Source organism: Streptacidiphilus sp. EB103A, from assembly GCF_041261405.1.
Lineage (GTDB): Bacteria > Actinomycetota > Actinomycetes > Streptomycetales > Streptomycetaceae > Streptacidiphilus.
Map to the genome: position 1 here is coordinate 309,515 of NZ_JBGCAQ010000001.1, position 21,674 is coordinate 331,188.

The window sequence follows — 21,674 nt, forward strand, 5'->3', positions numbered from 1 at the left end:
TCAACGGGGAGTCGGCACCGGTGCCGGGTGCGGGTTGCGAAAGGTGAACGCGTCGGGTCCCTCCCCGTGCTCGCGGATATGGGCGATGCGCTGCATCGCCTCCGCCGTGGTGGGGAGATGGCCGGCGGGCACCCACCACAGCGCCAACTGGTGCTCGGCCGATCGCTCGAACCACTCACGGCGGCGGCTGAGCACCTTCAGATGGTCGCTCCGGTAGGCGAAGTCCCTCAGCGCCTGGACCGACTCCCAGACCGAGAGGTTGATCAGCAGCATGTCGTCGTGTTCGTCGGGGCGCACGCCGGTGGAGTCCGCGCCACCCTCGTCGACCAGACGCCAGACAAAGCCCGGCGCCCCGTCCGCAACGGCGTTGATCTCGGGCAGTTGGGCTACGAAGTCGGCGAGGGCGTTGCTGTCGAGTGGGGCGAGGATGCGTCCGACGTTGACCTGGGCGAGATGGAAGTCAGCCATAGGGACAGCATGGCCGGACCGACCTTCTAACGTCAATGTAAATTGTTTTTAGACCTCGCCTTCAGATCTGAGCGCAACGCAGCAGCCCTCCTCCGGGAGCGGATCCAGCACCGCCGTCCAGCCCCCACCTCCTGTGCAGCCAGGCAGCATTCCTTCGACGAGTGCCAGGTTCATCCCGCAGATCAGCGCGGGGAACTCCTCGGTCAGCAAGCGGAACGGGCAGTTGTGCAGCCGCAGGGTCGCCTGGTCCCAGTACGGCTCGTACCCCCGCTCCCGCAGCTCGGTTTCGGGATCGCGGCCGCCACCCGCGGTCACCTCGGCCCCGGCCTGCCGCGCTGCGGACTGCAACTCCCGGTCGAGCCCGGCCCGTTCGACGACGTCGGCAAGGAGCCGGGCGACCGAGTCGTAGCTGCGCGGCGGCAGCGACAACTCCCTTTCCCCCGAAGCCCGCTGATACAGCTTCGCCGGCCGCCCGGCCCCCGGCCCGCTGCGCCCCGAGAGCCGCTGGTACGTCACCGTCAGCAGCCCGGCCTCGACCAGCCGGTCCAGATGGAACGCGGCCAGCGAGCGCGAAACCCCCACCGCCGCCGCAGCCGCATCCCGCCCCACGGCTGTCGGCACAGCCACCACCGCGTGATACAGCCTGCGCCGCACGGGGTCGCCCAGCACGGCCACCGAGTCAAGGATCTCGTCCTCATGGTTGCTGTTGCTCATGGGTCGACTCTATAGCGAGTGGTTGTTAGTGATAGGGGGTGGGGGAGGCGTGGCGTCATCGCTGGTAGCGGCAGTTGTAGGTGGCTTACATGGCGCCACCGTTGCCGCCCTCCGCCGCCCGTGGCTTGTTGCTGTAGCTCGCTCCGCTCGCGGCGACAAGGCCGGGGAGGGGTGCGGGCGGCCCACCGTTGCCGGGCGGCGGGGCGGTTGGTGACGGGGGCGTGCAGAAACGCTTCTGCCGTGGGGCTGTCCGGATTTGGGGTCACTCCCTTTCCGCACGCCCCAACCACGACCCCCAGCCCGGGAACGGTGCCCGGCCCCGACCCGGCTCCCCCGCTGCTGTTGGCCCGCGAGCGTAGCGAGCAGCAGCAACAAGCCACGGACGGCGGAGGGCGGCAACGGTGGCGCCATGTAAGCCACCTACAGCTGCCGCCGTCCCAGCCATGACGCTCCGCCCTCCCCGAGTCGGGCCGGCAGCCTGCTGCCCTGCCGCAGCATGGGTATCCGGTTGGGTGGGGCGTGGGTCCCATTCCGCCAGAGCAGCGAAGCGCCCGTTACTGGCTCTTGCGGAGGTGGTCGACGGCGGTGCGGGCGGCCCGGCCGATCGCGGCGTCGGCTGCTGGGAGCCGGTCGGCCAGTGAGCATGTGCGGAGGAAGACCGCGACGGCGTAGCGGGTGCCGTCCGGGTACTCGACCACGCCTGCCTCGTTGCGGATACCCCAGTGGGTGCCGCTCTTGGCGGCTACCCGCACCTCCTCGGGGAAGCCGGATTCCAGGCGACCGGAATTGAATTGACGGCTCATCAGGTCGCGTACCTCTGCGCAGGCCACGGCGGGGCCGGCCTGGTCGCGCCAGATCGCGGCCAACAGGGCGGTGATCTCGCGCGGGGTGCCGGCCCTGCCGTGTGCGGGGTCGAGGTAGGCGAGGGCGCGGATGCGGTCCTCGGGGACTCGCGCCCATTGCGCGGCGGAGTCCCCGGCCGGGTCGATGCCGAGTTCGCGTTCGATGGCGGCGAAGCCCTCGCGGCAGCCGACGCCCAGGCGGAATTCGGTGAAGCCCATGCCGGCGATGGAGTCGCGGACGTTCTGGGCGCCGATCCGTTCCAGCAGCAGATCGGTCGCGGCGTTGTCGCTGAGGCTCATCATCAGGAATGCGGCGTCGCGCAGCGAGAGTTCGACGTCGTCCCGGCAGCCGTCACTGCCCGCGCCGCCGCCGCTGCGGTGGGCGCGGGTGACAGTGTGCCGCTCGGTGGGGTCCACCGTTCCGGCGGCGGCCTGGCGTGCGTATTCCAGGGCGACCGCGATCTTGAATACTGAGGCGAGTACGACCGGGGTGTCCGCTCCCAGGTCCACCTCGCCGTCGCCGCCGCTGGCCCCGTCCCGTTCCCCGTTGAGCTCGCGTACATGGACGAAGCCTTCGGCGCCGGCCTCGGCGAAGATCTCCCGGAGGGTGGTGCCGAGCGGGTCGGTCACTCCGCCTCCTCGGCGGGCGCCCCGTCCTCCGCGCCCGTGTCCCCGGCCAGCAGGTCGAGGATCTGCTGGCCGTACGCGGCGAGCTTGTTCTCGCCGACGCCATTGACTGCGGCGAGTTCGGTGAGGGTGGTCGGGGCGGTGGCGGCGATCTCGCGGAGGGTCGCGTCGTGGAAGACGACGTAGGCGGGCACGCCCTGTTCCTTGGCGGTGGCGGCCCGCCAGGCGCGCAGGGTCTCGAAGACCGGGAGCAGCTCTGCCGGCAGGTCTGCCGGTGCGGCCTTGCGGCCACCGGTTGCGCTCTTCGCGGCCTTGGCGGCGCGCGGCTGTTTGGCGGGTTCGCGCCGCAGGGCGACGGTGCGGTTGCCGCGCAGCACCTCGGCGCTCTCTTGGGTGAGGACCAGCGTGCCGTACTCGCCCTCGACCGCGACCAGCCGTTGGGCCAGCAACTGTCGTGCCACCGAGCGCCATTCGGCCTCGGCCAACTCGGCTCCGACGCCGAAGACGCTCAGCGCGTCATGGTCGAACTGGATCACCTTGGCGGTCTTGCGGCCCATCAGGATGTCGGCGATCTGGGTCGCGCCGAACTTCTGGTGGCGCTCGCGTTGCAGCCGCACGATCGTGGAGAGGAACTTCTGCGCTGCCACCGTGCCGTCCCAGGACTCCGGCGGGACCAGGCAGGTGTCGCAGTTCCCGCAGGGCTCGCTCTTCTGCCCGAAGTAGTCCAGCAGCCGGACTCGGCGGCACTCGACGGTCTCGCACAGCGCGAGCATCGCGTCCAGGTGGGCGGCGAGGCGGCGGCGGTGTGCCTGGTCGCCCTCGGACGTGTCGATCATCTTGCGCTGCTGGACCACGTCCTGCAGCCCGTAGGCCAGCCAGGCAGTGGACGGCAACCCGTCGCGCCCGGCCCGGCCGGTCTCCTGGTAGTAGCCCTCGACCGACTTGGGCAGGTCCAGGTGGGCGACGAACCGCACGTCGGGCTTGTCGATGCCCATGCCGAAGGCGATGGTGGCGACCATCACCAGGCCGTCCTCGCGCAGGAACCTGGACTGGTTGGCGGCCCTGACCCGTGAGTCGAGTCCGGCGTGGTAGGGGAGTGCCTCGACCCCGTGCTCGACCAGCCAGGCAGCGGTCTTCTCCACGGAGGAGCGTGACAGGCAGTAGACGATCCCGGCCTCACCGGGGTGCTCGGTGCGCAGCAGGTGCAGCAGCTGCTTCTTGGGTTCGTCCTTCGGCGCGATCCGGTACTGGATGTTGGGCCGGTCGAAGCTGGCGACGAAGTGCCGCGCGTCGGCCAGACCCAGCCGTGAGGTGATCTCGGCGTGGGTGGCCTCGGTGGCGGTCGCGGTCAGCGCGATCCTCGGCACGGTGGGCCAGTGCTCGTGCAGGGAGGAGAGGGCCAGGTAGTCGGGCCGGAAATCGTGCCCCCACTGGGCGACGCAGTGCGCCTCGTCGATCGCGAACAGCGAGATGGAGCCGCGCTCCAGCAGCCGGACGGTCGCCTCGACCCGAAGCCGCTCCGGGGCGAGGTAGAGCAGGTCCAGCTCGCCGGCGACGAACTCGGCCTCCACCAGCCGTCGTTCGTCCATGTCCTGGGTGGAGTTGAGGAAGCCGGCCCGTACCCCGAGCGCCCGCAGGGCGTCCACCTGGTCCTGCATCAGGGCGATCAGCGGCGAGATCACCACGCCGGTGCCGGGCCGCACCAGCGCGGGGATCTGGTAGCAAAGCGACTTCCCGGCGCCGGTCGGCATCAGCACCAGCGCGTCCCCGCCGGCGATCACCTGCTCGACGACCTCCTGCTGGCTGCCGCGGAAGGCGTCGTAGCCGAAGACCCGGCGCAGTACGCGCAGCGCAGCACTGTCCTCGGCCGCCGACTCCGCCACCGCGGTCGCGGCGGCGTCGGAGGTCAGGAGGGGTTCGGTGGTCTCCGGGGCGCTCATCCGGCGATTCTACGGGTGGTGCAGGCAGTCATGGGGCGCATGCGGACGGATCCGCGAGCGGCCCCAGGACGAGCGTGGTGTGTGCGAGGGGCGTGCGAGGGTTCGGCGCACCTCCCTCTGTGGGTCCGGGAGGCATGAGTAACCGTCAGTTCACCTATTGCTTACCTGTGATGGGGTTGTGCCCCCTGTCGGCGCCGAGCAGCCTGTGCCATCCTCATCTACGCGCGTCATCAGCGACGCGTGACTGCGTCCAGAGAGGGAGCAGGATGCGCAAGAAGAGAGTGATGGCGCTGGCACTGGCCGCCGGGCTGGGGCTGGGGGCCGTTTCGGGCACCAGCGCGTCGGCAGCGGCCGGAGCGCAGCACGGATCAGGCAGCGGCGGCAGCAGCTCCGGCTGTCGGCTGTCGGCCGGCGGACGGGATGTCAGCCATGTGATCTATCTCCAGTTCGACAATGTGCACCTCACCAGGGACAACCCCAATGTCCCCTCGGACCTCGAACAGATGCCGCACCTGCTCAACTTCCTGAACAGCAACGGTGTGGTGGACAGCAACCACCACACCCCGCTGATCGCGCACACCGGCAACGACATCCTGACCTCGCTCACCGGACTCTACGGAAGCGACCAGGGCCAGCCGGTCTCCAACTCGTACCGGTACTACAACCCGGACGGGACCACCAACTCGGCCAGCACCTTCGCGTACTGGACCGACGGGGTGGCCGACAGCTCGGTGCCGACGCCCACCGACTCCGCCTACACGATGACCACCCAGGCCGGGAAGAACACTCCCGCGCCGTGGACCGCCTACACCAAGGCCGGCTGTGACTTCGGCTCGGTCTCGGCGGCGAACACCATCCTGGAGAACACCACCGTCGACATCAACAAGGTGTTCGGCACCGCCTCGCCCGAGGCCGCCGAGGCCAAGGCGAATCCGGCGAAGGCCCAGGCCGACTACGTCGGGATCGGCATCCACTGTGCCAAGACCTCAGCAGTCTGTGCCAAGAGCACGACCAGCGCCGACCTGCTGCCCGACGAGCCCGGTGGATACACCGGCTACAGCGCGCTGTTCGGCGCCAAGGCGGTGGATCCCGCCATCGCCGCGAACGGCGTGGTGAACTCCACCGACGGCAAGCAGATCACCGACTCCAAGGGCAACGCGGGCTTCCCCGGCTTCGACGGCATGACGGCGAACAACTCGCTCGGCTACGTGGCGCAGATGCAGGAGTCCGGCGTCCCGGTCACCTACGCCTACATCTCCGACGCCCATGACCAGCACGGCGCCGGCAGCGGTGCCTACGGACCCGGCGAGGCCGGCTACGTGGCGCAGCTGAAGTCCTACGACGACGCCTTCGGCAGCTTCTTCACCCGGCTGTCCAAGGACGGCATCAACTCCTCGAACACCCTGTTCGTGGTCACCGCGGACGAGAACGACCACTTCGTGGGCGGCGCGCCGACCCCGGCGAACTGCGACGGCGTGACCGTTCCCTGCACCTACCAGCAGATCGGCGAGGTCAACGCGAACGCCACCGGCCTGCTGGCGACCCAGCAGGGCGTCACCACCCCGTTCAAGGTGCACGCGGACTCCGCGCCCAACTTCTACCTCACCGGCAATCCGGCCCAGAACGCCACGGTGACCCGGAGCTTCGAACAGGCCTGGTCCAAGGTCACCGCGGTCAACCCGATCACCGGGACGTCGGGGACCATCAACAGTTATCTCGCCGACCAGACCGAGATGAAGCTGCTGCACATGGTCAGCGGAGACCCGCTGCGAACGCCGACCTTCACCTCGTTCGCGGATCCGAACTACTACGTCTACGGCGGCGCGGCCGGCTGCGCCTCACCGTGCGTCGCCCTCGGCCCGGCGTACGCCTGGAACCACGGGGACTTCGCGAGCGACATCAACACCACCTGGCTGGGCCTGGTCGGTCCGGGCGTCCGCAAGCTCGGGACCACCGGGACGGTGTGGTCCGACCACACCGACATCCGGCCCACCATGCTGGCGCTGCTCGGGCTGAAGGACACCTACCGCAGCGACGGCCGGGTGCTGACCGAGTTCATCAGCCGCAGTGCGCTGCCCGACTCGCTGGCCGACCACCTGGGCGCCTACCAGCGGCTGGCCGCCGCGTACAAGCAGCTCGACGCGGGGGTCGGGGCCTTCGCGGCCGCGACGCTGGTCGTGTCCAACCGCGGGGTCTCCTCGACCAGTGCCGGTGACGCGCAGTACACCGCGACCGAGGCGACGCTCACCGCTCTCGGGAGTGCCCGGGACGGGCTCGCCGACCAGATCGTGGCGCTGCTGGACGGCGCCGCGTTCCACCACCGGAGCGTCGACCCGCGCCAGGCCGCGAACCTGGAGTGGCAGGCGGACCAGCTGATCCGCCAGGCCCAGCAGCTCGCCGCCTGACCCCACCTGAGTCACGTGAACGCAGCACGCGGACCGGCCCCGAGCGGGGAAGATCGCTCGGGGCCGGTCCGCGTCCGCGGTCGTCAGGGTCCGGTATGGCCCCTCAACCCTCCAGACGGACGACGCGGACGGATCCGGGGGGAAGCGGGAGGCAGCCCGAGGCCCGCTCCCCGGTGAGGAGTTCGGTGCCGGGAGCGGGCAGCGTGACCTTGGCCTCGGTCGACGTGTGGTTGATCGCGAAGAGGTACTCGCCCTCCGCGCCGCTGCGGTGGACGACCTCGACGTCGTGCGGCAGCTCGCTGCGGTCGGGCAGTCGGGCGTCCTGGCCGGCCAGTGCGAGGACCGGGGCCAGCTGGGCGGGGGAGAGCCGGGTGGAGACGTACCAGGCGTGGCCGGCGCCCAGGGCGTGCCGGGTGATCGCCGGCCCGCCCGCGGCCGGGCCGTCGCTGTAGCGCCACACCGTCTCGGCGCCTCGCGGCACCACGGTCTCCGTCCAGACGTCGCCGCTCAGCGGCTCGGCCCCGGCCGGGGTCCCAGTGCCGGTTCCGGTGCCGGTGCCGACTCCCGTGCCGTCGAGTGCGACCGTCTGGCCGGCGCGCAGCGGCAGAAACTCCTCCACGGTCAGCCCGAGGACCTCGCGCAGCGCGCCCGGGTAAGGGCCGGGGTGCACGGTGTCGGTGCCGTCGACGATGCCGGAGAAGTAGGAGACGACCAGCACGCCGCCCTGCTCGACGTAGCGCCGCAGGTTCTCTGCGGCCGCCGTCTCGGTGAGGTAGAGGGCGGGCACGACCACCAGCGGGTAGTCCGTCAGGTCGGCCTCGGGGTGGGCGAAGTCCACGGTGAGGTGCTGGTCGTAGAGGGCCTCGTACCAGCTGTCGGCGCGCTCCTCGGCGCTGTGGTCCTCGCTGGGCCGCCACTCCAGGTCCTGGGCCCACCAGGACTGCCAGTCCCACAGCATCGCGACGTCGGCGCGCACCCTGGTGCCGCGGATCTCCGCCAGCCGTTCCAGGTCGGAGCCCAGCTGGACCACCTCGCGCCAGATCCGGCTGTCCGTCCCGGCCTGCGGCAGCATGGTCGAGTGGTACTTCTCGGCGCCGTAGCGGGAGGCCCGCCACTGGAAGAACATCGCCCCCTCGGAGCCGCGGGCGACATGGGCCAGGCTGTTGCGGCCCAGCTCACCGGGGCCCTTGGCGAGGTTCCGGGGCTGCCAGTTGACGGCCCCGGTGGAGTGCTCCAGCAGCAGCCAGGGGGCGCCGGAGGCCACCGAACGGGTGATGTCCGCGGACATCGCCAGGTTGACATGGGTGCGCTCGGCCTCGGCGACCAGGTAGTGGTCGTTGGAGACCAGGTCCACCTCGCGGCCCCAGGCCCAGTAGTCGACATTGCGGCCCTGGCTGAGCGCGGTCATGAAGTTGGTGGTGACCGGGGTCTCGGGAGCGAGCCGGTGCAGGATGTCGCGCTCGGCGGTGAAGTTGGCGAGCATGGCGTCGCTGCTGAAGCGCTTGAAGTCGAGCTGGTGGCCCGGGTTGCCGGCGGTGGGGGTGCGGCGCGGCGGCTCGATCTGCGACCAGGACGTGTAGTTCTGGCCCCAGAAGACGGTGCCCCAGGCCTCGTTCAGTCCCGCCAGGGTCTGGTAGCGCTCGCGCAGCCAGCGGCGGAAGTCCACGGCCGACTGCTCGCAGTAGCAGCCGGCGACCGGCGCACCGTATTCATTGTGGACATGCCAGAGGGCCAGTGCGGGGTGGTCGGCGTAGCGCTCGGCGAGGGCGGTGGTGATGCCGGTGGCGGCCTGGCGGTAGGCGGGGGAGCTGTGGCAGATCGCGCCGCGTCCGCCGAAGGCCAGTCGCTGGCCGTCCTTGGTGACCGGCAGCGCCTCGGGGTGGCGCTCGTAGAACCAGGCCGGCGGCACGACCGTGGGGGTGCCCAGGGCCACCGAGATGCCGTTGTCGTGAAGCATGGTCAGCAGCCGGTCCAGCCAGCCGAACTCGAACACGCCCGGGGCGGGCTCCAGCAGGGCCCAGGAGAAGACGCCGACGCTCACGGCGTTCACTCCGGCCTCGCGCATCAGGGCCATGTCCTCGGCCCAGACCTCCTCGGGCCACTGCTCGGGGTTGTAGTCACCGCCGAACGCGAGGCCGCGTCCCAGGAGTCGCGTGGGGAGCCGAGTGGGTTTCGGGGGCATGACGGGACTCCTGCGGAAGCGAGAGGGCTGGGAACGTGCACACGCTAACCGATGCGTATGGGGCTTTGGCAAGTGGTGCGTCATGTTGGATTTTGTTGATCACTCGACACATCTGAGCTGCTCACTGCCGGAAAGTCGGGATTTGCAGGCCCTTGGATAACCGGATTGCAACAACTCTTGACAAGTGTCGTGTTGGTTTCCGTACTGTGAACGCTCACAGTGACTGAGACGACAGTCCGCATGGTGCGGACGTCATCGTCCGTTGGAGTGTCCATGCTTACGATGCACCGTCGCATCGCCCTCGGCCTGACGGCCGCCGGTGTCGCCACCGCTCTTCTCGCCGGCTGCAGCAGCAGCTCCACTTCTTCCTCGGGTGCCACCGCCCCGGCCACGGCCTCTGGTCCGGTCAAGCTCACCTACTGGGCCTGGGCCCCCGGTCTCGACCAGGTCGCCGCGATCTGGAACAAGTCCCACCCGAACATCCAGGTCACCGTCGAGAAGCAGGCCTCCGGCGACGACCTGCTCACCAAGGTGATCACCGCGGCCAAGGCCGGCGGCGCCCCCGACCTGGTCCAGGCCGAGTACCAGGCGCTGCCCACCCTGGTCAGCAACAACGTCCTCGCCGACATCTCCAAGCAGGACGGCTCCGCGTCGAGCAAGTTCGCGGCCGGGATCTGGAAGCAGGTCACCCTCGGCGGCAACGCCGTCTACGCGATCCCGCAGGACAGCGGCCCGCTGATGTTCTTCTACCGCAAGGACCTCTTCGCCAAGTACGGGCTGACCGTCCCCACCACCTGGGACCAGTTCGCGGCCGACGCGGCGAAGCTGCACACGGCGGACGCCACCAAGCACCTCACCACCTTCTCCAGCAACGACGCCGGCCTCTTCGCCGGCCTCGCCCAGCAGGCCGGCGCCTCCTGGTGGACCACCAGCGGTGACACCTGGAAGGTCGGCATCAACGACGCGGCCACCCAGAAGGTGGCCACCTTCTGGGGCAACCTGGTCAAGAACGGCACCATCGACAACCAGCCGATGTACACCCCGGCCTGGAGCAAGGCCCTCGCGGACGGCTCCCAGATCGCCTGGGTCAGCGCGGTCTGGGCCCCCGGTGTGCTCAGCAGCAGCGCCCCCGCAACCAAGGGCAAGTGGGCCATGGCCCCGCTGCCGCAGTGGACCGCCGGTGCCAACGTCACCGGCAGCTGGGGCGGCTCGTCCACGGCCGTCACCAACAACTCCAAGCACCAGGACGCGGCGGCCCAGTTCGCGCTGTGGCTGAACACCGACCCGACGGCTGTCGCCGCGCTGGTCAAGGACTCCTACGTGTACCCGGCCGCGAGCGACGCCCAGACCGGCGGCGCCCTGGCCACCGCGCCGGACTTCTTCAGCAACCAGCCCGACTTCTACACCACCGCCGCCAAGATCGCCGCGACCACGGCCCCGGCCGCCTGGGGACCCAACGTCAACGTCGCGTACAGCGCCTTCAAGGACGCCTTCGGCAAGGCCGCCCAGAACAAGAGCGACTTCGTGGCCGCGCTGAACAGCATGGACCAGGCCACCCTGGCCGACATGCAGAAGCAGGGCTTCAAGGTCGCCGGCTGATATCACCGGTAGCGCCACTGTGACTCCCCCGCCCGGGCTGGTGCCTCCACCCGGGCGGGGGCCAACCCCTCAACTCCCACCCATCAACCCCCCTCAACCCCCCTCAACCCCTGGAACGGAGCCGCGCCCCATGGCCACGGCAGCCCCACCCCCCAGGCGTCGCACGTTCAGACTGGCGCCGTTCGGATTCCTCGCACCGGCGATCGTGCTGTTCGCGCTGATGTTCGCCCTGCCCATCGGTTACGCGGGCTACCTCAGCTTCCGCAAGATCCACATCCAGGGGCTGGGGCTGGGGCCGGGTTCGCGCAGTGAGGGCTGGGCCGGGCTGTCCAACTACACCTCGGCGCTCAGCGACTCCGAACTGCTGAACGGCACCGTCCGGGTCCTGGTCTACGGCGCGATGCTGGTCCCGGTCATGCTGGGCCTGGCCCTGCTCTTCGCCCTGCTGCTGGACGCCGACAAGGTCCGGCTCCGGGCCTTCTCGCGGATCGCGATCTTCCTCCCCTACGCCATCCCCGGCGTGGTGGCCAGCCTGCTCTGGGGCTTCCTCTACCTGCCGACCACCAGCCCGGGCTACTTCCTGCTCGGCAAGCTCGGCATGAGCGCCCCGCAGCTGCTCTCCGGCAACGGCATGTACGTCGCGCTGGCGAACATCGCGGTCTGGGGCGGCACCGGCTTCAACATGGTCGTCATCTACACCTCGCTGCGCGCCCTGCCCAACGAGGTGTACGAGGCCGCCAGGATCGACGGCGCGTCCGAGCTGCAGATCGCCCTACGGATCAAGATTCCCATGGTGCTTCCCTCGCTCGTCCTCACCTTCTTCTTCTCGCTGATCGCCACGCTTCAGGTGTTCAGCGAACCCACCACGCTGGCGCCCCTGACCAACGGCATCTCCTCCACCTGGAGCCCGCTGATGAAGGTCTACCGCGACGCCTTCGTGCGTGGTGACATCTACTCCGCCTCGGCCACCTCGGTGGTCATCGCGGCGGTGACCCTGGCGATCTCCTTCGGATTCCTGAAGCTGGTCGGCAGCCGTGCCTATGGGGAGCAGCAGTGACGATGACCCAGGACGCCACCGGCGTCACCGTGCCCCTGAGCGGCTCCCCGCTCACCTCCAGGCTCCGCAGCATCGGCTGGGCGCCCACCCTCGGCCTGCTGGCGGGGGCGGTCTACTGCCTGATCCCGGTGGTGTGGGTGCTCATCGCCGCCACCAAGAGCAGCGCACAGCTGTTCTCCACCTTCACCCTGTTCCCCGGCACCGGCCTGCTCTCCAACCTCCGCGACCTCAGCGCCTACCGGAACGGCGAGTTCTGGACCTGGATGCTGAACTCCGCCTTCTACGCCGGGATCGGCGCACTGCTCTCGGCCGCGGTCTCCGGCATCAGCGGGTACGCCCTGGCGAAGTACCGCTTCGCCGGGCGCAGCGCCATCTTCAACACCCTGCTGGCCGGCGTGCTGATGCCGCCGGTGGTGCTGGCCATCCCGCAGTACCTGCTGATGGCCAAGGCCGGTCTGGCCGACAGCTACTGGTCCGTGCTGATTCCCAGCATCCTCAGCCCCTACGGCATCTACCTCGCCAGGATCTACGCGGCCGGCGCCATCCCCGACGAGCTGCTGGAGGCGTCCCGGATCGACGGCGCCTCCGAGTGGCGCACCTTCCGCTCGGTCGGGCTGCCGATGATGATGCCGGGCCTGGTCACCGTGTTCCTGTTCCAGTTCGTCGCGATCTGGAACAACTTCCTGCTGCCCTTCATCATGCTCGGCGACGACAGCAAGTTCCCGGTGACCGTGGGCCTGTTCACGCTGCTGAAGCAGGGCGCGGCCGCTCCCGCCCTCTACACCCTGGTGATCACCGGCTCGCTGATCTCGGTGCTGCCGCTGATCGCGTTGTTCCTGTCGCTCCAGCGCTATTGGCGCCTCGACCTGCTCTCCGGGGCCGTAAAGTCCTGATCAGGCATCAGCAGAGCCGTCAGCAGCCCTTACCCGAGGAAGAACCGTCACCGCAGATGACCGAAGCAACGCCGGCCCGTCGCCGGCCGCCGACCATCCACGACGTCGCCCGTGAGGCGGGGATCTCCCGCGGCACCGTCTCCCGGGTGCTGCAGGGCGGGCACAACGTCAGCCCGGAGGCGCTGAAGGCGGTCAACGCCGCCATCCGCAAGACCGGATACGTCGTCAACCGCCATGCCCGGAGCCTGGTCACCCAGCGCTCCGACTCGGTCGCCTTCCTGCTCACCGAGCCGCAGACGCGATTCTTCGAGGACCCCAACTTCAACCAGCTGCTGCGCGGTTGCACCACGGCCCTGGCCAAGCACGACATCCCGCTGCTGCTGATGATCGCGGGCACCGAGGAGGAGCGCCGCCGGATAGGGCGCTACATCACCTCGGGGCATGTCGACGGCGTCCTGCTGGTCTCCTCGCACTCCGGCAACCCGATGGTGGAGCTGCTGGACGAGGCCCGGATGCCGGTCGTCGCCTGCGGCAAGCCGCTGGGGCACACCTCGACCACGCCCTATGTCGCCGCGGACGACCACGAGGGGGCCAGGGCGATGGTGCGGTACCTGCTGGGCACGGGCCGCCGCAGGATCGCCACCATCACCGGCCCGCTGGACACCCCCGGCGGGGTGGACCGGCTCACCGGCTACCGGGAGACCCTGGCCGAGGCCGGCCTGCCGCAGGACCCGGCGCTGGTCGCCGAGGGCGACTACAGCCGGGCCGGCGGCGAGGCCGCGATGGCCGCGCTGCTGTCCACCGCCCCGGACCTGGACGCGGTCTTCGTCGCCTCCGACCTGATGGCGGACGGCGCCCTGGCCGTCCTGGAACAGGCCGGGCGCCGGGTGCCGGAGGACGTGGCCGTCGGCGGCTTCGACGACTCCACCATCGCCGCGAGCACCCGCCCCCCGCTGACCACGGTCCGCCAGCCCTGGGACCGGATCAGCGCCGAGATGGTCCGGGTGCTCCAGTCCCTGATCGCGGGCGAGCCGCCGGCCTCGGTCATCCTGCCGACGGAGCTGATCGTGCGGGCGTCGGCCTGAGGGGGCGGGAGGGGCGGGGAAGGGGCGGGGAGGGCGGTCGGGGGAGGCGGGGCGTTTCCGCTGGTCGCGGCAGCTGTGGGTGGCTTATATGGCGCGTTCGTTGCCGCCCTCCGCCGTCCGTGGCTTGTTGCTGTTGCTCGCTTCGCTCGCGGGCTAACTGCGGGAGGGGGCGGCCTGGTTGGGCGCCGTAGGCCCGTGCGGGGGGCGGGTGGGCTGGCGAGGGGGCGTGCGTCGGTCGGCGTGGTCCGTTTTGGGGTCACTCGATCTACTTTGGGGTCACTGCCTCGACGACATAACGGACATACGCGGCAGGATTTGTCGGACGAGTGACCCCAAAGTAGGTCGAGTGACCCCAAATGCATAGGGCACCTACCTGGCGAATCGTTTCTGCAGGCACCACCGACCACCCCGCCGCCCGGCAACGGCGGGCCCCCGCATCCCTCCTGCTCCTGTCGCCGCGAGCGTAGCGAGCAACAGCAACAAGCCACGGGCGTGTCACTCGGCAATGGTGGCGCCATGTAAGCCACTTACCGCTGCCGCCCGGCCCACGATCCTGGCGAAGTCGGGCGCGTGGAGGCAGGAGAAGGGTGTGAGTCGGGTTGATTCGTCGGCCGTTCATGCGCACGCTGCTCCTCGTACACGGCGGCGCACTACTCATGGCCCGGGCACTGTTCGCAGCTTGCTCCCATGCCACGCACCATGAGTTCCCTGGAGATCCTTGTGACCCGTCGTTACCTTCGCCTGGCTGCCGTCCTCGGCGCCTCCGGACTGATCGGCGGGGCCTTCCTCGCCACTCCCGCCGGCGCGGTGCCGGCCGCGTCGGCCGCACACCGTGCCGCGGTCAAGCATGTGCTGCTGATCTCGGTGGACGGCCTGCACCAATCCGACCTGACCTGGTACATCGCCAGGCACCCGCAGTCGGCGCTGGCCAAGCTGGTCCGCGGCGGCGTCCAGTACACCGACGCCAAGACCACCAACCCGTCGGACAGTTTTCCCGGCATGGTCGCCCAGGCCACCGGCGGCGGCCCCGGCACCACCGGGATCTACTACGACGACACCTACAACGCGGCGCTGCTGCCGGCCGGGACCACCAGCTGCAAGGGCGTCAAGCCCGGCGTGGAGGTGGACCTCACCGAGGACCTGGACATCAACAAGGCCTCCATCGACGCTGGTCAGGGCCTGAAGAACCTCCCCGGCAGCATCCTTTCGATGACCGGCAACCCGACCAAGCTGATCGACCCGACCAAGCTCCCGGTCGACCCCAAGACCTGCAAGCCGGTCTACCCGAACCAGTACCTCCAGGTGAACACCATCTTCGAGGTGGCCCGCCAGGCCGGTCTGCGGACCGCGTGGTCGGACAAGCACGCCGCCTACGACATCCTCGACGGTCCGTCGGGAACGGGTGTCCAGGACCTCTTCACCCCGGAGATCAACTCGAACGCGCTCGGCTACGCCGCCGGCAACGACTGGACCACCGACAACAAGGCCACCCAGCAGTACGACAGCTACAAGGTCAAGGCCGTCCTCAACGAGATCGACGGCTACGACCACTCGCGCTCGCAGAAGGTCGGCACCCCGGCCATCTTCGGCCTGAACTTCCAGTCCGTGTCCACCGCCGAGAAGCTCCCCAGCTCGGACGGGCTGACCGGCGGCTACACCGCCAAGAACGTGCCGGGCCCGCTGCTGCAGAACAACCTGGACTACATCAACGCCCAGATCGGCGCGCTCACCGCGGAGATCCACAAGCAGCACCTGGACGGCAGCACCACGATCATCCTCTCCGCCAAGCACGGCCAGTCGCCCACCGACCCGGCCGCGCTCACCCGGATCGACGACGGCCCGCTGCTGGACGGCCTGAACGCCGCCTGGAAGAAGCTCCACCCCAAGGCCGCCGACCTGGTGGCACACGCGGTGGACGACGACGCCATGCTGCTCTGGCTCTCGGACCGCTCCAAGGCCGCCACCGACTTCGCCAAGGCGTACCTGCTGGCGCAGAGCGGCACCGGCACCGACATCAACAAGAAGTCGAAGGCATACACCCACGGCGGTCTGACCAAGGTCTACGCCGGTGCTGACGCCGCGCACTTCTTCGGAGTCAAGCCCGGTGACGCCCGGGTCCCCGACGTCTTCGGTGTCGCCCAGTACGGAGTCGTCTACACCGGTGGCACCAAGAAGGTCGCCGAGCACGGCGGCGGCCACGCGGACGACCTGAACGTGCCGCTGGTGGTCTCCGGCGCCGGCACCCCGGACCGGGTCGTCGACGGAGCCACCGTCCACACCACTCAGATCGCGCCGACCATCCTCGCCCTGCTGGGCCTGAACCCGCAGCAGCTGAAGGCCGTCCGCGAGGAGGGCACCAAGGTGCTGCCGGTGCGCTGACGCGCACGCACAGATAGGTCAGCGGCGGGGTCGGGGCTTGACGCTCCGGCCCCGCCGCCGCTGTTTTCCCGACGGCGGTGTTCCGAAGGCCCGCGATTCTGGTGAACCGAACCCCGGTGCGCGGCAATAGAGGAAGTGATGGACGACGACGAGCTGATCGCCCGCCTGGCCGGCGGCGACGAGAGTGCGCTCCGCGAGCTGTTCGGCCGGCATGCGCCGTGGCTGGCGGCCCGGCTGCGCACGGCGCTGCCGGCCCAGGACGTCGAGGATGTGCTGCAGGAGACGTTCCTGGCGGTCTGGCGCAGCGCCAAGGGCTACCGACCGCAGGGATCGGCGGGCGGCTGGCTCTGGGTGATAGCCCGTCGGCAGGCCGCCGGGTGGCTGCGCCGGCACGGCCACGAGGCCGGAGCGGTCGACACTGCCGTACTGGACGAGACGGCTCTGGACGACGCGCTGGCGGCGGCGGGACGGGCATCCGCCCGGGACCCGGCGGAGGCGGTGCTGGCGCGGGCGGATCTGGCCGCCGCGCTGGCGGTGCTCGGTCCGGCGGGCAGTGCCGAGCGGGAGGTCTGGCGGCTGCTGTATGTGGAGGATCAGCCGGTCGCGCAGGTGGCGCAGCTGATGGGCGTGCCCCAGGGCACGGTCAAGAGCCGGGCCCACCGGGTGCGGCGGTTGATGCGGACGGCGCTGGTTGGGCGTGCGGCGCAGGAGGAGGGACTGTGATGGAGGCGCCGCGTGATGCGGACGGCGCGGGCCTGGGCGGCTCGGGCCTGGGCGATTCCGGCCAGGATGGCCTGGACGGTGTGGATCTGGGCCGGGTCTGGTTGGGCGTGGCCGCGCGGGTGTGGCGGCGTGAGCCCGGACCGGTCGAGCGTCTGGCCACCCGGCTGCTGCGCTCGCCCGGCCTGGCCCGGGCGCTGCTGACCGCGCCGTCACTGCTGTTGCCCTGGCTGCTCGCCACGGTCGTGGTGCTCGGCGCCGGGGTCGTGGCCACCGCCGGGACCGGGCAGCCGATGGTGGCGCTGGCCGCCCCCGGGCTGGCCGGGGCCGCCGTCGCCTACTCCTACGGACCCGGACTCGATCCGGCCTGGGAGCTGTCGCGCAGTATGGCGGTCAGCGACCGGATGGTGCTGCTGGCCCGGGTCCTCGCGGTGTTCGCGGTCAACGCCCTGCTCGCCCTGGCCGCCTCGGCGGTGTCGCCCACCGTGGCGGGCATCGCCGTCGGCTGGCTGGTGCCGATGGCGGCGGTGTCGGCGCTCGCGCTGGCCGTGGCCACCGTCTCGGAGTCGGCGAACACGGGGGTTGGCGCCGCACTGGCGGTGTGGACCATCACCGTGATCGGGGGCCAGTCCGCCACCGGGCAGCTCACCGCGGCTGTCACCCGGTCCGCCCTCGTCCTCCCGTATCTGGCCGTCGCTGTCTGCAGCGTCGCCGTCGTGCTGTACACCACCAGGACCACAAAGGGGACCGAGTGAACATCGAGATCAGTGACCTCACCAGGCGGTTCGGCCGCACCCGGGCGGTGGACGGCGTGGACCTGAGCACCGGGACGGGCGTGTTCGGTCTGCTCGGGCCCAACGGCGCGGGCAAGACCTCGCTGCTGCGGATGCTGGCCACGGTCATCCCGCCGAGCTCCGGCAGCCTGCGGCTGCTGGACCGGGACCCATCCGGGCACGGACCGCGCCGGGAGATCCGGCGAAGGCTCGGCTATCTGCCGCAGAACCTGGGCTACTACCCGGGGTTCACCGTGGTGGAGTTCGTCGAGTACTTCGCGTTGCTCAAGGAGATGCCGCCGGGCAGGGTGCCGGGAGCGGTGGCCGCCGCCGTGGAGCAGGTCGGCCTGGGCGACAAGGCCAAGGCGAAACTGCGCACTCTGTCCGGGGGGATGCTGCGCCGGGCCGGGATCGCCCAGGCGATCGTCAACGAGCCCGAGTTGCTGCTCTTCGACGAGCCCACGGCCGGCCTCGACCCCGAGCAGCGGGTGGAGTTCCGGTCCCTGATCCGGGAGTTGGGGCAGCGTTCCACCGTTGTGGTCAGCACCCACCTGGTCGAGGACGTCGGCGCTGCCTGCGCCGAGGTCGCCCTGATGCACCAGGGCAGGATCGCCTTCCAGGGCACCCCGGACGAACTCACCGCCCGCGGCGTCGGCCACGGAACCGGCGACGCACCGTTGGAGCGCGGCTACAGCGCGGTCCTTGCGGCGGCGCGGGCATGAGCGCCGTCACGCTCCCGGCGCGGAGCCCCGGCGGGCCGCGGAACCCGCGAATCCCCGGGATTCCGGCTGTGCTCAGGCTCTCCGCCGGTCGGCTGCTGCGGCTGGAGCTGCGCCGCAGCACGATGATGTGGATGGTGCCGCTGGCCCTGGTGGCCTTCTGGCTGGACACCTACCGCAGCAGCATGGCGCTCCCGGCCCTGTGGGGTTCGCGTACGCTGATCCTGCGTCAGGGCATGGCCGTGGACGACTTCGCGCCGTTCGTGGTGGGCGCGGCGGCCTGGGTCGGCGGCCGGGACCGTCGACGCGGGATCGGCGAGCAGGTGGACATCACCCCACTGCCGCGCTGGGCGGCCCGGACGGCCAGTTGGGCCGCCACCGCCGGCTGGACGCTGGGGACCTATCTGGCCTGCGTGGGATTCCTCTACGGGATGACCGCCTGGCAGGGCGCCGCGGGCAGTCCGCTGTGGTGGCCGGTCGTGGTCGGCGCCGTGGCGCTGGCGGCGTTCAGCGCCCTGGGCTTCGCCCTGGGGGTGCTGGTCCCCAGCCGGTTCACCGCACCGCTGGCGGCGATCGTCACCGGCCTGGTGCTGCGGGAGACGCTGCGCAGCGGCGGCCGGTACGTCCTGCTCTCGCCGATGGCCTCGCCCGCGTACTCGCTGGCGCCGCCCAGGGCCGACGCGGGGGTCTTCTATCCGTACCTGCCCGATCTGTCCATCACTCAGCTGCTGTTCCTCGGCGGCCTCACCGTCGCGGCGCTGGGCCTGCTGGGGGTGCAGGCCGTGTGCGGGGGACACGGCCTGCGTCGGATGGCCGCGGCCGTCGTCGCGGTCGGGCTGGCCTCGTCCGGGACCGCGATCGGGCTGGTCGGGACGGCCAGGGTGGCGGCGAACGGCGTGGTCGTACCGGCCCTGCACGACGCGGCCGACGACCGGCCCATCGCCTATACCCCGGTGTGCGGTGGGTCCACGGTCCCGGTGTGCCTGAACCCGGTCTACCGGGCGTATCTGCCGACGCTGGCCGCGGCCCTGGATCCGCTGCTGCGGGAGGTGGCCGGACTGCCGGGGGCGCCGGTGCGGTTCGAACAGGTCAGCCTGGAGAGTCGGCACGTGGCACTCGCGGGTGCGGTCGTCGCCGGATCGCCACCGGTGGTCGAGCTGGCGCTGAACATCGGCTATGACGGCGCGATGTGGATCGGGTCGGGTCCGTCGGCCGGTTCGCCGTCCGGGAGGCAGGGGCCCTGCTGCACCTCGCAGCAGATGTGGTCCAGCGTCTCCCGGCTGACCGCGGAGGTGCTGCCCCCGGTCGCCGGGACGGTCGTCGACAGCCTGGTCGGCCATGCGGATCAGGCGCAGCAGGCGGTGTCGGAGGGGCTGCTGCGGGCGGCCGGGGTGTCGCTGGACAGCCTGGCGATCTTCGCTCAGCTCGACGGGTCCACGGTGGTCGTGCCGCAGCCCGGTACGCCGGCCTACGCCGCGGGCGCCCGCTTCGCCGCACTTCCAGAGGCCGAACGGCACGCCTGGCTGACCGCGCACCTGGCCGAGCTGCGGGTCGGCAACATCACCCTGGAGCAGCTGCCGTGACCGCTGTGACGCCGCCGGTGGAGCTGGTCCGGTCGGCGCGATCGGCCGGACCCAGGCTGTTCCGGCTGCATCTGATCAGTCGTCAGGCGTGGAGTGCGATGGGCGCGTTGACGGCCTGTGCGGTGCTGCTGCGGGTCGCCCTGGAGCTGCGCTGGATCCAGGGCGACGGGTCCTCCACCGCCCAGCAGATGCTGTTGTTGATCGAGTGCGGGGCGGCCTCGGTCGTCGCCGTCGCCGCACGGAACCCGTTCGGCGAGAGCGAGCGGACCACCGGCCACTGGCTGCCGCTGCTGCGTCTCGGCGCCCTCCTGCTGCTGGGCGGGGCCGCGGTCGGCGCCCTGGTGCTCGGGGCTGTGGGCGCGCGGTTGCCGGGCGGCGATCCGGTGGTGCTGCGCGAGGTCGCCGGGCTGGTGGGTGTCGGGCTGCTCACCGCCGCGGTGCTCGGCGGCGCGCTCGCCTGGGCGGGGACGCTGGCCTACACCGTGGTGGCCGAGTTCGCGCTGCTGGAGGGCTGGCGGACGCCGTGGATGTGGGCCGGCCGACCGGCGCACGACCTGGGGGGATGGCTGTGCGCGGGTCTGGTCTTCGCGGCCGGGACGGCGGTGGTGGCGGCGCGCGGGCCGCGCGACACCGGTGTCGAGTAGTGAGCCGGTGTCGCTGCCGCCGCCGTAACCTCTGGGCTCAGCCCAGCTCAGCTCAGCTCGCGCTCCGCGACGTCCTTGCGGGAGACGGCCAGGTAGACCACGAAGCCCAGGATGACCACGGCCCAGCCCAGGCTGACCGGCCCGGTGCCCCAGGCGAGGCCGCCGCGGACGTGGGTGACCGCCATCCAGTCGGCGAAGGAGGCGCCGAGCGGGCGGGTGATGATGTAGGCGAACCAGAAGGCGGTGATCGGGTTCATCCCGAAGCGCCAGTGCGCCACCGCGGGGATCGCGATGAGTACCGCGAACAGCACGCCGGAGGCCCAGTAGCCCAGGTGCAGGCTCATCGCGGTCAGGTCGCCCGCGGCCGTGCCCAGTGCGAAGGTGGTCAGCACCGTCGCCCAGTAGAAGAGCTCACGGCTGCGGGTGTGGATGCTGTGGATCGACAGTGTCCCCTCGACCTTGTACCAGGCGACCAGGACCACGGCCAGTACCACGCTGAAGAACACGGTGGACACCGTGTACGGAATCTTGAACTGGACGTGCAGCACATCGGCGGCCATGGTGCCGAAGACGCTGACCATCACCACCGCGGTCCAGTAGATCCAGGCGGTGTAGCGGGGGGCACGGAACTGGATCAGCATCGCGGCGGCGAAGGCCACGAATCCCAGGCCCACGGCGATCACCGGGTTGATGTGCTGGGCCAGGAAGTCCGAGGTCGTCTCGCCCATCCCGGTGGTGAGTACCTTGGTGATCCAGAAGTACAGGGTGACTTCCGGAACCTTGCTCAGGGCGTGCCGTGCGGGTGCTGCCGCGCGGTGCTTTGCCATCTGGCCTGTCGACATGTGGGCGGCGACCGTTCTCGTGCTGGACATGGACCGCGCAAGCCTCGCACGAAACACCTAACACCCGGATAACAGGCTCGACTTGTCAGCGCCCCGGTGCCCGGCTGGATGCGGACGCCCGAACACCGGGTGAACAGTCGCTTCGAGCCCTGCCGCCGCTGCCGCCATGGGGTCAGGATCACGCCGAATCCCCGTACCGCCC

General features: G+C 70.6%; 17 protein-coding genes. 11 read left to right on the plus strand and 6 right to left on the minus strand.

The features are described 5' to 3' along the window. The 4 genes from ABH941_RS01390 to recQ all read right to left on the minus strand — a co-directional run bounded on the left by ABH941_RS01390 (position 1) and on the right by recQ (position 4,591). Complete coding sequence (locus ABH941_RS01390) at positions 1-468, minus strand: DUF3291 domain-containing protein (RefSeq protein WP_370126645.1); 468 nt, start codon at positions 466-468, stop codon at positions 1-3. 48 nt (positions 469-516) lie between these two features. Further along, on the minus strand, positions 517-1,182 hold the full coding sequence (locus tag ABH941_RS01395) for a helix-turn-helix transcriptional regulator (RefSeq protein WP_370126646.1): 666 nt from the start codon (positions 1,180-1,182) through the stop codon (positions 517-519). 554 nt (positions 1,183-1,736) lie between these two features. After that, positions 1,737-2,654: a serine hydrolase gene (locus ABH941_RS01400; RefSeq protein ID WP_370126647.1), complete on the minus strand. Its 918-nt coding sequence runs from the start codon at positions 2,652-2,654 to the stop codon at positions 1,737-1,739. Further along, positions 2,651-4,591 carry a DNA helicase RecQ gene (gene recQ, locus ABH941_RS01405; protein ID WP_370126648.1) on the minus strand — a complete coding sequence of 647 codons (1,941 nt, stop codon included), beginning with the start codon at positions 4,589-4,591 and terminating at the stop codon, positions 2,651-2,653. The genes ABH941_RS01400 and recQ overlap by 4 nt, the downstream gene beginning before the upstream one ends. A gap of 266 nt (positions 4,592-4,857) precedes the next feature. Here recQ and ABH941_RS01410 point away from each other — a divergent pair, with 266 nt between their 5' ends. After that, the gene (locus ABH941_RS01410; protein ID WP_370126649.1) at positions 4,858-6,996 is read left to right on the plus strand and encodes a hypothetical protein; all 2,139 of its coding nucleotides are present in this window, start codon (positions 4,858-4,860) and stop codon (positions 6,994-6,996) included. A 103-nt stretch (positions 6,997-7,099) separates the two neighbouring features. On the opposite strand, the gene ABH941_RS01415 is transcribed toward ABH941_RS01410, so the two are convergent. After that, positions 7,100-9,178, minus strand: coding sequence for a beta-galactosidase (locus ABH941_RS01415; RefSeq protein WP_370126650.1), 2,079 nt, complete (start codon positions 9,176-9,178; stop codon positions 7,100-7,102). Positions 9,179-9,451: 273 nt separating this feature from the next. On the opposite strand from ABH941_RS01415, the gene ABH941_RS01420 reads away from it, so the two are divergent. From ABH941_RS01420 to ABH941_RS01465, 10 genes are all read left to right on the plus strand, one after another. Next, on the plus strand, positions 9,452-10,777 hold the full coding sequence (locus ABH941_RS01420) for an ABC transporter substrate-binding protein (RefSeq protein ID WP_370126651.1): 1,326 nt from the start codon (positions 9,452-9,454) through the stop codon (positions 10,775-10,777). Between the two features lie 130 nt (positions 10,778-10,907). Continuing rightward, positions 10,908-11,834 (plus strand): carbohydrate ABC transporter permease, encoded by a 927-nt coding sequence (locus ABH941_RS01425; protein ID WP_370126652.1) that lies wholly within the window; start codon positions 10,908-10,910, stop codon positions 11,832-11,834. A 2-nt stretch (positions 11,835-11,836) separates the two neighbouring features. Next, complete coding sequence (locus ABH941_RS01430; protein WP_134005496.1) at positions 11,837-12,727, plus strand: carbohydrate ABC transporter permease; 891 nt, start codon at positions 11,837-11,839, stop codon at positions 12,725-12,727. Positions 12,728-12,783: 56 nt separating this feature from the next. Continuing rightward, entirely contained in the window at positions 12,784-13,812 is a 1,029-nt protein-coding gene (locus ABH941_RS01435) for a LacI family DNA-binding transcriptional regulator (RefSeq protein ID WP_370126653.1), read from the plus strand. Between the two features lie 687 nt (positions 13,813-14,499). Beyond that, complete coding sequence (locus ABH941_RS01440; protein ID WP_370126654.1) at positions 14,500-16,191, plus strand: alkaline phosphatase family protein; 1,692 nt, start codon at positions 14,500-14,502, stop codon at positions 16,189-16,191. 138 nt (positions 16,192-16,329) lie between these two features. Next, a complete protein-coding gene (locus tag ABH941_RS01445; RefSeq protein ID WP_370126655.1) occupies positions 16,330-16,914 on the plus strand; it encodes an RNA polymerase sigma factor in 585 nt (194 codons plus the stop codon). Beyond that, the gene (locus ABH941_RS01450; RefSeq protein WP_370126656.1) at positions 16,914-17,666 is read left to right on the plus strand and encodes a hypothetical protein; all 753 of its coding nucleotides are present in this window, start codon (positions 16,914-16,916) and stop codon (positions 17,664-17,666) included. Before ABH941_RS01445 ends, ABH941_RS01450 begins: the two co-directional genes overlap by 1 nt. Then, positions 17,663-18,406 carry an ABC transporter ATP-binding protein gene (locus ABH941_RS01455; RefSeq protein WP_370126657.1) on the plus strand — a complete coding sequence of 248 codons (744 nt, stop codon included), beginning with the start codon at positions 17,663-17,665 and terminating at the stop codon, positions 18,404-18,406. Before ABH941_RS01450 ends, ABH941_RS01455 begins: the two co-directional genes overlap by 4 nt. A 68-nt stretch (positions 18,407-18,474) precedes the next feature. Further along, entirely contained in the window at positions 18,475-19,986 is a 1,512-nt protein-coding gene (locus tag ABH941_RS01460) for a hypothetical protein (protein WP_370126658.1), read from the plus strand. Beyond that, on the plus strand, positions 19,983-20,630 hold the full coding sequence (locus tag ABH941_RS01465; RefSeq protein ID WP_370126659.1) for a hypothetical protein: 648 nt from the start codon (positions 19,983-19,985) through the stop codon (positions 20,628-20,630). Before ABH941_RS01460 ends, ABH941_RS01465 begins: the two co-directional genes overlap by 4 nt. Positions 20,631-20,677: 47 nt before the next feature. Here ABH941_RS01465 and ABH941_RS01470 read toward each other — a convergent pair whose 3' ends face one another. Next, a complete protein-coding gene (locus ABH941_RS01470) occupies positions 20,678-21,502 on the minus strand; it encodes a hypothetical protein (protein WP_370126660.1) in 825 nt (274 codons plus the stop codon). Positions 21,503-21,674 lie beyond the last annotated feature (172 nt).

What these genes read in the sequence shown, in the direction of transcription:
- ABH941_RS01395 (WP_370126646.1), bottom strand. Translation starts at nt 1,182, where the DNA reads ATGAGCAACAGCAACCATGAGGACGAGATCCTTGACTCGGTGGCCGTG.
- ABH941_RS01445 (WP_370126655.1), top strand. Translation starts at nt 16,330, where the DNA reads ATGGACGACGACGAGCTGATCGCCCGCCTGGCCGGCGGCGACGAGAGT.
- ABH941_RS01410 (WP_370126649.1), top strand. Translation starts at nt 4,858, where the DNA reads ATGCGCAAGAAGAGAGTGATGGCGCTGGCACTGGCCGCCGGGCTGGGG.
- ABH941_RS01420 (WP_370126651.1), top strand. Translation starts at nt 9,452, where the DNA reads ATGCTTACGATGCACCGTCGCATCGCCCTCGGCCTGACGGCCGCCGGT.
- ABH941_RS01440 (WP_370126654.1), top strand. Translation starts at nt 14,500, where the DNA reads ATGCCACGCACCATGAGTTCCCTGGAGATCCTTGTGACCCGTCGTTAC.
- ABH941_RS01415 (WP_370126650.1), bottom strand. Translation starts at nt 9,178, where the DNA reads ATGCCCCCGAAACCCACTCGGCTCCCCACGCGACTCCTGGGACGCGGC.
- ABH941_RS01470 (WP_370126660.1), bottom strand. Translation starts at nt 21,502, where the DNA reads ATGTCCAGCACGAGAACGGTCGCCGCCCACATGTCGACAGGCCAGATG.
- ABH941_RS01430 (WP_134005496.1), top strand. Translation starts at nt 11,837, where the DNA reads ATGACCCAGGACGCCACCGGCGTCACCGTGCCCCTGAGCGGCTCCCCG.
- ABH941_RS01425 (WP_370126652.1), top strand. Translation starts at nt 10,908, where the DNA reads ATGGCCACGGCAGCCCCACCCCCCAGGCGTCGCACGTTCAGACTGGCG.
- ABH941_RS01435 (WP_370126653.1), top strand. Translation starts at nt 12,784, where the DNA reads ATGACCGAAGCAACGCCGGCCCGTCGCCGGCCGCCGACCATCCACGAC.
- recQ (WP_370126648.1), bottom strand. Translation starts at nt 4,591, where the DNA reads ATGAGCGCCCCGGAGACCACCGAACCCCTCCTGACCTCCGACGCCGCC.
- ABH941_RS01450 (WP_370126656.1), top strand. Translation starts at nt 16,914, where the DNA reads ATGGAGGCGCCGCGTGATGCGGACGGCGCGGGCCTGGGCGGCTCGGGC.
- ABH941_RS01390 (WP_370126645.1), bottom strand. Translation starts at nt 468, where the DNA reads ATGGCTGACTTCCATCTCGCCCAGGTCAACGTCGGACGCATCCTCGCC.